This window comes from Streptomyces sp. ISL-12 (genome assembly GCF_018614415.1).
Lineage (GTDB): Bacteria > Actinomycetota > Actinomycetes > Streptomycetales > Streptomycetaceae > Streptomyces.
Map to the genome: position 1 here is coordinate 1 of NZ_JAGGOO010000073.1, position 11,895 is coordinate 11,895.

Annotated in this window: 11 protein-coding genes and 1 pseudogene; 4 read left to right on the forward strand and 8 right to left on the reverse strand. The window is 72.2% G+C overall.

Annotation, left to right across the window (positions count from 1 at the left end; all coding sequences use genetic code 11):
• Positions 1-449 precede the first annotated feature (449 nt).
• Positions 450-2,246: a prolyl oligopeptidase family serine peptidase gene (locus J7I94_RS20740; RefSeq protein ID WP_215168676.1), complete on the reverse strand. Its 1,797-nt coding sequence runs from the start codon at positions 2,244-2,246 to the stop codon at positions 450-452.
• Positions 2,247-2,355: 109 nt separating this feature from the next.
• Between J7I94_RS20740 and J7I94_RS20745 the strand changes: the two genes are divergently transcribed.
• Positions 2,356-3,195 carry an SURF1 family protein gene (locus J7I94_RS20745; RefSeq protein WP_308114645.1) on the forward strand — a complete coding sequence of 280 codons (840 nt, stop codon included), beginning with the start codon at positions 2,356-2,358 and terminating at the stop codon, positions 3,193-3,195.
• Here the strand turns inward: J7I94_RS20745 and J7I94_RS20750 are convergent.
• The 4 genes from J7I94_RS20750 to J7I94_RS20765 form a co-directional block, all read right to left on the reverse strand.
• The gene (locus J7I94_RS20750; protein WP_308114646.1) at positions 3,192-4,304 is read right to left on the reverse strand and encodes a hypothetical protein; all 1,113 of its coding nucleotides are present in this window, start codon (positions 4,302-4,304) and stop codon (positions 3,192-3,194) included. The two genes, J7I94_RS20745 and J7I94_RS20750, sit on opposite strands and share 4 nt — an antisense overlap.
• Before the next feature lie 71 nt (positions 4,305-4,375).
• Positions 4,376-4,951 carry a SigE family RNA polymerase sigma factor gene (locus J7I94_RS20755; RefSeq protein WP_215168685.1) on the reverse strand — a complete coding sequence of 192 codons (576 nt, stop codon included), beginning with the start codon at positions 4,949-4,951 and terminating at the stop codon, positions 4,376-4,378.
• 492 nt (positions 4,952-5,443) lie between these two features.
• Positions 5,444-6,556 carry an aspartate-semialdehyde dehydrogenase gene (locus tag J7I94_RS20760; RefSeq protein ID WP_215168678.1) on the reverse strand — a complete coding sequence of 371 codons (1,113 nt, stop codon included), beginning with the start codon at positions 6,554-6,556 and terminating at the stop codon, positions 5,444-5,446.
• Positions 6,556-7,833 carry an aspartate kinase gene (locus J7I94_RS20765; RefSeq protein ID WP_215168679.1) on the reverse strand — a complete coding sequence of 426 codons (1,278 nt, stop codon included), beginning with the start codon at positions 7,831-7,833 and terminating at the stop codon, positions 6,556-6,558. Before J7I94_RS20765 ends, J7I94_RS20760 begins: the two co-directional genes overlap by 1 nt.
• A gap of 371 nt (positions 7,834-8,204) precedes the next feature.
• On the opposite strand from J7I94_RS20765, the gene J7I94_RS20770 reads away from it, so the two are divergent.
• Positions 8,205-8,924, forward strand: a complete 720-nt coding sequence (locus tag J7I94_RS20770; RefSeq protein ID WP_215168680.1) for a sulfite exporter TauE/SafE family protein — start codon at positions 8,205-8,207, stop codon at positions 8,922-8,924.
• Here J7I94_RS20770 and J7I94_RS20775 read toward each other — a convergent pair.
• Genes J7I94_RS20775 through J7I94_RS20785 form a run of 3 tightly spaced genes read right to left on the reverse strand, consistent with a single transcriptional unit; the run spans position 8,917 to position 10,575 of the window.
• The gene (locus J7I94_RS20775) at positions 8,917-9,576 is read right to left on the reverse strand and encodes a DUF5063 domain-containing protein (RefSeq protein WP_215168681.1); all 660 of its coding nucleotides are present in this window, start codon (positions 9,574-9,576) and stop codon (positions 8,917-8,919) included. The two genes, J7I94_RS20770 and J7I94_RS20775, sit on opposite strands and share 8 nt — an antisense overlap.
• Positions 9,569-10,168, reverse strand: a complete 600-nt coding sequence (gene recR, locus J7I94_RS20780) for a recombination mediator RecR (RefSeq protein WP_215168682.1) — start codon at positions 10,166-10,168, stop codon at positions 9,569-9,571. Before recR ends, J7I94_RS20775 begins: the two co-directional genes overlap by 8 nt.
• A gap of 59 nt (positions 10,169-10,227) precedes the next feature.
• Positions 10,228-10,575 carry a YbaB/EbfC family nucleoid-associated protein gene (locus tag J7I94_RS20785; RefSeq protein ID WP_215168683.1) on the reverse strand — a complete coding sequence of 116 codons (348 nt, stop codon included), beginning with the start codon at positions 10,573-10,575 and terminating at the stop codon, positions 10,228-10,230.
• Positions 10,576-10,877: 302 nt separating this feature from the next.
• On the opposite strand from J7I94_RS20785, the gene J7I94_RS20790 reads away from it, so the two are divergent.
• Both J7I94_RS20790 and J7I94_RS38480 read left to right on the forward strand, forming a co-directional pair.
• Entirely contained in the window at positions 10,878-11,570 is a 693-nt protein-coding gene (locus tag J7I94_RS20790; RefSeq protein WP_308114647.1) for an SLATT domain-containing protein, read from the forward strand.
• Between the two features lie 235 nt (positions 11,571-11,805).
• Positions 11,806-11,895 (forward strand): annotated as a pseudogene (locus J7I94_RS38480) (HAD family hydrolase); the annotation flags it as partial.

Below are 11,895 nucleotides of genomic sequence, written 5' to 3' on the forward strand. Positions count from 1 at the left end.
GGCGGGGGGCGTGTTGGGGGGTGCGGCAAGGGGGGGGGGGGGGCCGCCGCGCGGGGGGGGGGCGGGGGGGGGCCCCCGGGGGAAACGGGGGGGCCGCCCCCCCCCGGACGGGGGTGCCGCCCTCCCCCCGGGGGCCGCGGGGGGGGGGGGGGGCCCGGCGTAGGGGTGGGTGCGTAGGGCTGGGTGCGTAGGGCTGGGTGCGTAGGGCTGGGTGCGTAGGGCTGGGTGCCCTGCGTGTCACCTCCGCCAGGGGGCTCCGCCCCCTGGCCCCCGGCCTGTGCCCGCCCACCGCCCGACTCGGTCCGCCGAGAGGTCCCTCGACACGCCACGGATGCCGCGCACCGAACCGGCCCGCCCGCAGGGCCCCTCTACGCGCACCCGGCTCGGCCCGCCCGAAGGACCCCTCCACGTGTGCCCCGCTCGGTGCGCCGAGAGGTTGCCCGAGGACCTCAGGGGCGGGGCAGATGCCGTTCTGCGAAGTCGAGTTCCAGTCGCAGCTGCTTGATGCGTTCGTCGACCACCAACGAACCGTGCCCCGCGTCGTAGCGGTAGACCTCGTGGACGGCTCCCCTGGCCTCCAGGCGCTTGACGTAGTTCTCGACCTGGCGGATCGGGCAGCGGGGGTCGTTGACGCCCGCCGAGATGTAGACCGGGGCCTTCACGTCGTCGACGTACGTCAGGGGGGAGGACGCCGCGAAGCGCTCGGGGACCTCCTCCGGGGTGCCGCCCAGCAGCGTGCGGTCGAGGGCCTTCAGCGCCTCCATCTCGTCGTGGTACGCGGTGACGTAGTCGGCGACCGGGACCGCCGCGATGCCCAGGGCCCAGGCGTCCGGCTGGGTGCCGATGCCGAGCAGGGTGAGGTAGCCGCCCCAGGAACCGCCGGTGAGGATCAGCCGGGCGGGGTCGGCGAGACCGGAGGTGACCGCCCACTCGCGGACCGCGGCGATGTCCTCCAGCTCGATGAGGCCGACCCGGTGCTTCAGGGCGTCGGTCCAGGCACGGCCGTAACCGGTGGAGCCCCGGTAGTTGACCCGGACCACCGCGTAGCCGTGGTCGACCCAGGCCGCCGGGCCCGCGGCGAAGGAATCGCTGTCGTGGTAGGTCGGGCCGCCGTGGATGTCGAAGACCGTCGGCAGCGGCCCGGTCACGCCCGCCGGCTTCTGGACCAGGGCGTGGATGCGCCCGCCGGGGCCCTCCACCCACACGTCCTCCACCGGCACCGAGCCCGGCGACTTCATGCCCGGGGGGTCGAGGACGACGCGCCCGGACGTCGACCGCACCGCCGGCGGCTCGGCGGCCGACGACCACAGGTACTCCACGCTGCCGTCGGGGCGGGCCGTCGCCCCCGAGACCATGCCGGCCGGGGTGGGGATCTCGATCAGCTCGCGCGCCGCCAGGTCGTAGCGGAACATCTCGCTGCGGGCCTCGAAGCTGTGCACGATCAGCAGGCCCGAGCCGTCGGGGAACCACTCGGCGCTCACGTCGCCCGGCAGCTCCAGCGCGAGGTCGGTCTCCTCGCCCGTCGCCACGTCCCAGACCAGCGGCTCCCAGCGGCCCCGCCGCTGGTGCCCGATGAGCAGGCGGGTGTCTCCGTCGACGGGGGCGAAGCCCAGCACCTCCAGGCCCAGCTCCCGCGTGCCGCCCTCGGTGTCGTCCAGCTCCGCGACCTTGGTGCCGTCGGGGCGCAGCACGCGCAGCGCCGAGTGCATCGCGTCGCCGTGCTCGGTGTGCTCGACGGCGATCAGCGAACCGTCGTGGGAGAGGTCGCCGACGCCCGCGGATTCGCGGTGGCGGTAGATCTCCACGGGGCCGTCGTCACCGCGCGCCAGGTGGATCGTCGTACCGTCCTCGTCCGTGGAGCGGCCGATCACCGCCGTACGGCCGTCGCGGCCGAGGGCGAGGCCCGCCGGGTAGGAGGGGTCGAGGCCCGGCACCGCCAGTTCGTCCGCGCCGCCCGCGAAGGGCTGGCGGCGCCAGACGCCGAACTCGTCGCCGTCCTTGTCGTCGAACCACCAGATCCACGCGCCGTCCGGCGAGAGCACCCCGTCCGTCGTGCCGTTGGGACGGTCGGTGGCCTGCCGCTGCTCGCCGGTCGACCGGTCCCAGGCGTACAGCTCGTACGTCCCCGTCACGTTCGACACGAACAGGGAGCGGTCCGGCGCGTCCTCCGCCCAGTCCGGCAGGGACACCCTCGGCGCCCGGAACCGCTTCTCCCAGTCGGGCATGGACCCGTTGCTCTCACTCATGGCCCCATACTGCCCGGCCGGGCGGCCTTCCCGCAGATCCGGCCCCCAGCCTGTGGAAAACTCCGACCCCGCGGCCGTTGCGCGCATCCGAACCCGTACCGTTGAGGGCGTGTACCGGTTCCTGCTGACGCCCCGCTGGTGGGGGATCAACGTCTTCGTCGTGCTCGCGATCCCCTTCTGCGTCTTCATGGGCTCCTGGCAGCTGAGCCGGTTCGAGGACCGGGTCGACGACCACCACACCGCGGACCGGCTGGCCGAGGCGGCCCAGACCCAGGCCGCCCGCCCGCTGGCCGACCTGCTGCCGGTGGACAAGGCGACCGTCAACCACCAGACCACCGTCACCGGCCGCTACGCCGACCAGCTCCTCGTCCCCGACCGCACCCTGGACGACCGCGAGGGCTACTACGTCCTGACGATGCTGCGCACCGACGACGGCCGGGCGCTGCCCGTCGTACGCGGCTGGCTGCCCGGCGAGGCGGACCCGGCGAAGGCCCCGGCCCCGCCCACCGGCGAGGTCACCGTCACCGGCGCGCTCCAGGCGTCCGAGACGCCGGGCGACAACGGCGTCAGCGCCCGCGGCGGCCTCCCCGACGGCCAGACCGCCGCGATCAGCGCGGCCTCGCTGGTGAACCTCGTGCCGTACGACGTGTACGACGCGTACGTCACCCTCAACGAGGGCGACTCGGGGATGCGGGCCGTGCCGCTCAGCGAGACGCAGGACTCCGGCCTGGACCTGAAGGCGTTCCAGAACCTCGGCTACACCGCCGAGTGGTTCGCGTTCGTGGGTTTCGTGGTCTTCATGTGGTTCCGGCTGCTGCGCCGCGAGGTGGAGCTGGCCCGGGACGCGGAGCTGGGGCTGGCCCCGGTGGACGAGTCCGCGGCGGACGGGTCCGCGGCGGACGGACCGGGATCCGGCGAGCAGCACAAGCAGCCCGCGGGGAACCTCTAAGACCCCGCCAGCACGCCCGTCCAGTACACCGTCCCCGCGCAGGCGTTGGCCACCGTCGCCGTCGCCGCGCCCGCACCCGTCTCCGTCGTGTACGTCACGGCCACGCTGCCGTCGGCCGGGGCGTCCACCGCGATCAGCTGGGGCGTGGTGCCGGTGGTGGTGCTCGCGTTGTCGGTGGTGCCGGTGCCGGTGGTCTCGGTGGGCGACGGGTCCGGTGAGGGGTCCCCGGTGCCGCCGTCCGTGCCCCCGCCGGTGGGGCACGTCTCCGAGGGCACCCAGGCGAACCGCACCTCGTACGCCCCGCCCGGCTCCAGCAGCAGCTGCCCGGCCTCCAGGGACGGGTCCGGCAGCCCGGTCGCCGGGTCCCCGGCCGCGTGCCGCGCGGTGCCGATCCTGGTGGGGTCCGCCGCGCCCTGGGCGGTCACGCTCACCGAGCCGGGGCCGCCGACGGTGCAGCCGGCCGAGGAGACGTTGCTGACCCGGAAGGAGCCGTAGACCACGCCGGTCGAGTCGGGTGCGGCGCTGGAGCCCACGGCGGCACCCAGCTGGTCCGCCGTACAGGCGGCCGTGGTGGTGCCGCTGCTGGTCGAGGGGTCGGCGCCGGTGGCCGCTCCACCGCCGGCGGCGGTCTCCTTGTCCTTGTCCTTCTCCTTCTGCCCGGCCTCCCCCTTGTCCTTGCCCTTCTCGGGGGAGCCGACGGTGGCGCTCTGCCCGCCGGCCGGGTCCTTTCCCTGGCCGGCGCCGCCCTGCGCCTGGGAGGCGTGGCCGGCCACGGACGGGTCGGCGCCCGGACCGGTGGAGTTGGAGACGTGGACCAGGGCGGGGACGGCGGTGCCGATGAAGAGGGCGGCGGCGGCCATGCCCACGGCGGCCTGCCGCTTGCGAGCGCGTCGGGCGGGGACCGCGCGGCGCAGCTGCTCCAGGGCGCCCTCGCGGGGTTCCACCTCCTGGACGGCCTGGTGGAGCAATCGGCGCAGGGCCAGCTCGTCCGGCGCGAGCCCGTCGCCGGCCTCCGCCCCAGCCCTTTCCGCGGGCTCCGCTCCGGCCTCGGTCCCGTCCCCGGGCGCAGGTTCCTGCCCGTTGTCGAGTTCGTAGGGGCCGTGGTTCACAGTTCCGTTCCCAGCGTGCGAGTGGTTCCGCTCTTGTCCGTCCGGTCCGTGCGACGCACCGGTGCCGTCACTCATGCCGGCTCCCCCATGGCCAGCCTGAGGGCGGCGATGCCACGCGAACCGTACGCCTTGACCGAGCCCAGCGATATACCGAGCGTCTCGGCCACCTGCGCCTCGGTCATGTCGGCGAAGTACCTGAGGACCAGGACCTCGCGCTGACGGCGCTGGAGGCCCTTCATCGCCTTGATCAGGGAGTCGCGCTCCAGCTGGTCGTAGGCGCCCTCTTCCGCGCTCGCCATGTCGGGCATCGGCTTCGACAGCAGCTTCAGGCCGATGATCCGGCGGCGCAGGGCCGACCGGGACAGGTTGACGACCGTCTGCCGCAGGTACGCCAGCGTCTTCTGGGGGTCACGGACCCGCTTGCGCGCCGAGTGCACGCGGATGAACGCCTCCTGTACGACGTCCTCGCAGGAGGCGGTGTCGTCGAGCAGGAGCGCGGCCAGGCCGAGCAGCGACCGGTAGTGGGTGCGGTACGTCTCGGTGAGGTGGTCGACGGTGGTGCCCGCCGCCGCGACGTCCTCGGCACCATCTCGCTGCGCCGGCAGGGGTGCGGGCTGGGCTGCGGGCATGGGGGCGATCACCGGCATGCCGCCGGCCGCGCGAGCACGCGCGAGCCGACGGGTCGGCCGGAGGGCCGTGCCGCGTGCCGCCGCTGGGGGCACCCCCTGCTCGAAGAGCTTGGGGGACAAGTCGAGTACCTCTGCCACGCCAGTTGGACACGCGTCGCCCCATGAGGGTTGTACGCGCCGAGCGCCTTGTTCACCTCGTTCGCTCTCGCGTCCGGCTGTGCCCCCGCTGGTGCCTCGTTCGCCGTCATGCGTCCCGCTCTTCCCCTATGTGCCCTACGGCATGGACGTCCCCACGTCCGCGCCTCGGCGCCCCCGCGCCCCGGATGGGGTGACCGCAAAGACGCTCCCCGCCGTCCGCGTGGTTGCGGACGGCGGGGAGGAAATCCTCTGACGGCACCCGGTCATTGATCAATAGATCCGGACCAACGACCGGATCACATCGCTAACACAGATCCTACAAACGTTTCACGTGAAACCGGCTGGTAATTTCTCGCCCCCGCCGGGGGCTTCTCACGCCTGCTCGGCGGCGACCAGCTCCGCGATCTGCGCGGTGTTCAACGCCGCGCCCTTGCGCAAGTTGTCTCCGCACACGAAGAGTTCGAGCGCGGTGGGATCGTCCAGCGCCCGGCGCACCCTGCCCACCCAGGTCGGATCCGTGCCGACCGCGTCGGCGGGCGTGGGGAACTCACCGGCGGCGGGGTTGTCGAAGAGGACGACACCCGGCGCGGTGGCCAGGATCTCGCGGGCCCGGCCGACGGTGACCTCACCCTCGAAGCGGGCGTGCACGGTCAGGGAGTGCGTGGTGACCACGGGCACCCGTACGCACGTCACCGCCACGGGCAGCTGCGGCAGCCCGAGGATCTTGCGGGACTCGTCCCGCACCTTCATCTCCTCCGAGGACCAGCCGTCCTCCCGCGCCGACCCGGCCCACGGTACGACGTTCAGCGCGACCGGCTCGGGGAACGGACCGGTGTCGTCGCCGACGGCCCGCCGCAGGTCACCGGGGTTGGTCCCCAGTTCCGTACCGGCCACCAGGGAGAGCTGACGGCGCAGCGTCTCGACGCCGTCCCGCCCTGCCCCGCTCACCGCCTGGTACGAGGAGACCACCAGCTCGCGCAGACCGAACTCGGCGTGCAGCGCGCCCAGCGCCACGATCATGGACAGCGTCGTGCAGTTCGGGTTGGCGATGATGCCGCGCGGGCGCATCCGCACCGCGTGCGCGTTGACCTCCGGCACCACCAGCGGCACGTCCGGGTCCATCCGGAAGGCGCTCGAATTGTCGATCACGACCACGCCCTTGGCCGCGGCGATCGGCGCCCACTGCTCGGCGACCTCGTCGGGTACGTCGAACATGGCGACGTCGACCCCGTCGAAGGCGTCCTCGGTGAGCGCGACGACCTCGGTCTCCTCCCCGCGCACGGCCAGCTTGCGGCCGGCCGAGCGGGGGGAGGCGAGCAGGCGGATCTCGCCCCAGATGTCCGCGTGCTGGGACAGGATCTGGAGCATGACCGACCCCACGACGCCGGTGGCGCCGACGACGGCGAGCGTCGGCTTCCCGGCCCGTGGGGACGGATCGGTCCGTGGGGACCGTTCGGTCCGTGGGGACCGTTCGGTTTCGGCCATCAGCGGCCGGTGCCTCCGTAGACCACGGCCTCGTCGCTCTCGGAGTCCAGGCCGAAGGCGGTGTGCACGGCGCGCACGGCGTCGTTGACGTCGTCCTTGCGGGTGACGACCGAGATGCGGATCTCGGAGGTCGAGATCAGCTCGATGTTCACCCCGGCGTCGCTGAGCGCCTTGAAGAAGTCGGCGGTCACGCCCGGGTTGGTCTTCATCCCGGCCCCGACCAGCGAGATCTTGCCGATCTGGTCGTCGTAGCGCAGCGACTCGAAGCCGATGCCGGAGCGGTTGTTCTCCAGGGCGTCGATGGCCTTGCGGCCCTCGGTCGCCGGGAGGGTGAAGGAGATGTCCGTCAGGCCGGTGGAGGCGGCGGACACGTTCTGCACGATCATGTCGATGTTGATCTGGGCGTCGGCGATCGTGCGGAAGATCGTGGCCGCCTCGCCCGGCTTGTCGGGCACGCCGACGACCGTGATCTTGGCCTCGGAGGTGTCGTGCGCGACACCGGAGATCATGGCCTGCTCCACCTGCTGTTCCCCTTGCTTGATCGGCTCGCTGCTGACCCAGGTGCCCTGGAGCCCGCTGAAACTGGACCGGACGTGGATCGGGATGTCGTACCGGCGGGCGTACTCGACGCACCGGTGGAGCAGCACCTTCGAACCGTTGGCGGCCAGCTCCAGCATGTCCTCGAAGGAGATCCAGTCGATCTTCTTCGCCTTGCTCACCACGCGCGGGTCGGCGGTGAACACGCCGTCGACGTCGGTGTAGATCTCGCAGACGTCGGCGTCGAGCGCGGCGGCCAGCGCCACGGCGGTGGTGTCGGAACCGCCGCGCCCCAGCGTGGTGATGTCCTTGCTGTCCTGGCTGACGCCCTGGAAGCCGGCCACGATGGCGATGTTGCCCTCGTCCACCGAGGTCTTGATGCGACCCGGCGTGACGTCGATGATCCGGGCTTTGTTGTGGACCGAGTCGGTGATGACACCTGCCTGGCTGCCGGTGAACGACTGGGCCTCGTGGCCCAGGTTTTTGATCGCCATCGCCAGCAGGGCCATGGAGATCCGCTCTCCGGCGGTCAGCAGCATGTCGAGCTCACGCCCGGCAGGCATCGGGGAAACCTGCTCGGCGAGATCGATCAGCTCGTCCGTCGTGTCGCCCATCGCGGAAACGACGGCGACCACCTGGTTGCCGTTCTTCTTCGCTTCCACGATCCGCTTGGCGACGCGCTTGATGCCTTCGGCATCGGCTACGGAGGAGCCTCCGTACTTCTGCACGACAAGGCCCACGTGCGCTCCTCGCTCAATCCGTCTCTTTCCGCACGTACGTGTATGTACTGCGGTCGGCTCAGTCTAACGAGCGTCCGGTTTTGGCCCCTGCGATATCGCATGGTGAGACCTGCCGTCCGCCCGGTCGTCCAGGCAGGCTCATGCCCAGGGTTGCGGCGAGCCACTCGGAACGTGCCGTGGGTCACACGTTCACAAGCGGAAGGGTCCAGTCGGCCGGCTCCTTGAGGGGTTCGGTGTCGAGGGGGATGCCGACGGGCTCGGGGATCCCGGCGGTGGCTCCGCACGGCCGTTGCGCTGGTACAGCGGGCCCACGGCGACCGCGCCCTACGTGTGTCCTGTCCGGCTGCGGGACGCGCTGCGATGATCGGCCGATGGACGACGTGCTGCTGGCCGGGATCGTACTGCTCGGGGCGTCCGTGCAGTGGCTGACGGGGATGGGGTTCGCGCTGGTCGCCGTACCCGCCCTGGTGCTGCTGCTCGGGCCGGCGGACGGGGTCGTCCTCGCCAACTGCGCGTCAGGGGTGATCTGCCTGATCGGACTGGCGGAGGGGTGGCGGCGGGTACGGGTGGGGGCGATGGTGCCGTTGTGCGTCGCGTCGGCGTGCACCGTGCCGGTGGGGGCCTGGCTGACCGGGCACCTGCCCGAACCGGCCCTCCTGATCATCATGGGCGCGCTGGTGACGGTCGCCGTACTGCTCGTCATGGGCGGCGCCCGCGTCCACGCCCTGCGCGGCACCAGGGGCGCGGTCGCGGCGGGGGCGATGGGCGGCGTCATGAACTCGGCCGCCGGGGTCGGGGGTCCGCCGATGTCCCTGTACGCGGTCAACGCGGGCTGGACGGCACGGGAGTTCGTGCCGAACGCCTTCTTCTACGGCGTCGTCGTCAACGTCTTCTCCGTCGCGGCCCACGGCACGCCGGGGCTCGACGGCGCGCAGTGGACGTGGGTCGCGGGCGCCCTGGCCGTGGGCATGCTGATCGGCCGGGCGCTCGCCGGGCGGCTGTCGGAGCGGCGGGCGCGGTGGCTGGTGCTCGGGCTGGCACTGGCGGGCGGGGTGACGACCGTGGCGAAGGGGATGTGGGGAGCTACTTGACCGGGCGCAGGCCCAGCGGGCCCGCGATCTCCTCCACCATGACCCGGCCGGCCTCCGCCTCCAGGGCCTCGTCGCCGAGGTCCTGGTCGGTGTCGAGGCCGTCGAGGGCGGCCAGGGGCTGGTTGAGGCGGACGTGGGCGACGACCGACTGGAGGGCGCGCAGGGTCGCCGACGCGGTGGAGCCCCAGTTGGAGAAGTAGGAGAACTGCCACCACCACAGGGCCTCCGTGGTGCGGCCGGCGCGGTAGTGGACCATGCCGTGGCGCAGGTCGGTGATGACGTCGGTCAGGTCGTCCGAGATGCGGGCCGGGACGGGGGCCTTGCGGGGCTCGTAGGGGTCGAAGACCTCGGAGTAGACGTCGACGGGCTCCAGGAGGCGGGCGAGGTTCTCGCGGAGTTCGTCCACGTCCAGCTCCGGGCCCGGGTCGGGCTCGTAGCGCTCGTCCGGGACGATGTCCTCGTGGGCGCCCAGGCGTCCGCCGGCCAGCAGGAGCTGGGAGACCTCCAGGAGGAGGAAGGGGACGGCGGAGGCCGGTTCGTCGCCCTTGGCGACCTCCGTGACGGCGACCAGGAAGCTCTCCACCTGGTCGGCGATCTGGACCGCGAAGTCGTCCGGGTTCTGGTCGGTCGCGTGCAGCGTGGCGTCAGACATCTAGGAGTCGTCTCCCCTCGAAGGCGCGGCCGAGGGTCACCTCGTCCGCGTATTCCAGGTCGCCGCCCACCGGGAGGCCGCTGGCCAGGCGGGTGACCTTGAGGCCCATGGGCTTGATCATGCGGGCGAGGTACGTCGCCGTGGCCTCGCCTTCCAGATTCGGGTCCGTGGCCAGGATCAGCTCCGTGACCGTACCGTCGGCCAACCGCGCGAGAAGTTCCCGTATACGCAGGTCGTCGGGGCCCACGCCGTCGATCGGGCTGATCGCGCCGCCGAGCACGTGGTACCGGCCGCGGAACTCACGCGTGCGCTCGATGGCCACGACGTCCTTCGGTTCCTCGACCACGCAGATGACGGCGGGGTCGCGGCGGGTGTCGCGGCAGATGTTGCAGTACTCCTCCTGCGCGACGTTGCCGCAGGTCGCGCAGAAGCGGACCTTCGCCTTGACCTCCATCAGGGCGTGCGCGAGACGCCGTACGTCGGTCGGTTCCGCCTGGAGGATGTGGAAGGCGATCCGCTGCGCGCTCTTGGGACCGACGCCGGGCAGCCGCCCCAGTTCGTCGATGAGGTCCTGGACCACGCCTTCGTACAACGGACTGCCGTCCTTCCTGGGGTTCCTTCAGTACGTACGGTAAGGGGCCGGGGGCCGTCTTAGAAAGGCAGACCCGGGATGCCGCTGCCCCCGCCGCCGAGACCCTGGGCCAGCGGACCGAGCTTCTGCTGCTGAAGCGTCTGGGCGTTCTCGTTGGCGGCCTGGACCGCGGCGACGACCAGGTCGGCGAGGGTCTCGGTGTCCTCCGGGTCCACCGCCTCGGGGTCGATCACGAGGCCGCGCAGCTCGCCCGAGCCGGTGACGGTGGCCTTCACCAGGCCGCCGCCGGCCTGGCCGTCGACCTCGGTCCGCGCCAGTTCCTCCTGGGCCTTGGCCAGGTCCTGCTGCATCTTCTGGGCCTGCTGGAGCAGCTGCTGCATGTTGGGCTGGCCACCACCGGGGATCACGATCAGCTCCTGTCGTCGCTGCGGTTTTCGCTGTGCGTTTCGTTGCGCGGTTTCGTTGCGCGGTTTCGCTGTGGGCTTTTCCGTTTGGCACGAGCCTACGTGGTCCGGGCGGCCCTCGCCCCAGCACTCTTTCGAGTGAGAGGCAGTGACCCCTGTCCCTGATCAGCGACCTCTTCCGGGCGGAAAAGCGGTGATACCGGGGCTTTCGCCACCCATCGGGGGGTAGGAAGGGTCCGGCGCGTCGGAGTCGTCACGCAGAGTGCTTGTTCGAACAGTGACGTTTGATCAGTGGGGAGTGCCGGGTGGGTCAAGGTGAACCGGGTGACCTGACGGGACGGGCCTTTCCGCTCGGCGACTGGGGGCGGCCGGCCGAGCGTCTGGACGAGCTGTACCGGTGGGTGGAGCGGGGGGCGCTGGAGACGGCGGCGTGGTACCTCGCGGACCGGACGTGGAAGCGGCGGGGGGCGCGGGTGCTGCGCGGCGGGGCGGCGGCGGGGGCGGTCGCGGGGGCGGCGCTGCCGTTGCTGGACATGACGGGGGTGGTGGGCGGGGTCGCGCCCTGGGGGTATCTGGCGCTGCTGCTCGGGGTGGCGTGTGTGGCAGCGGACCGGTACTTCGGGGTGACGTCCGGCTGGATGCGGGACGTGGCCACGGCGCAGGCGGTGCAGCGGCGGCTCCAGGTGCTGCAGTTCGACTGGGCGTCGGAGAGCGTACGGGAGGTGCTCGGTCCCGCCGAGGGGACGGCCGGGGAGGCGGCGGAGCGGTGTCTGCTGGTGCTGCGGCGGTTCTCCGAGGACGTGACGGAGCTGGTGCGGGCGGAGACGGCGGACTGGATGGTGGAGTTCCGGACGGGGTCGGCGCCGTTGGGCATCCAGGCGGGCGGGGTCGCGGGGGGACGGGCCGCGGAGGGGGCGGTGGTGCCGGGGCGGCTCGGGGCGCCGCCGGGCGGCACCCGGCCGAACATGCCCCGGCAGCGGCCGCCGGAGGCGCGGTGAGGGGCAGCGGGGCCTAGGGCCTGTCGTTTGGATCACGCCGCAGACGCGGGGTCTGGCACGCGCATCTGCGGCGTTGTCGTCACTCGCCGACGCTCCGCGTCGACTCCCTCCTCCGCCTTGCAGCTGCACGCACCAGACCCCGCTCACCGGCATGGACAAGTCCCGCCGATGTCCTGCGTCCTGATCCAAACGACAGGCCCTAGAAGCGACGGGACCGCGACACGCCCCCACCACAATGGACCCCATGACTACCCCCACCGTCGGCTTCGACCTCGACATGACCCTGATCGACTCCCGCCCCGGCATCCACGCCTGCTACCTGGTA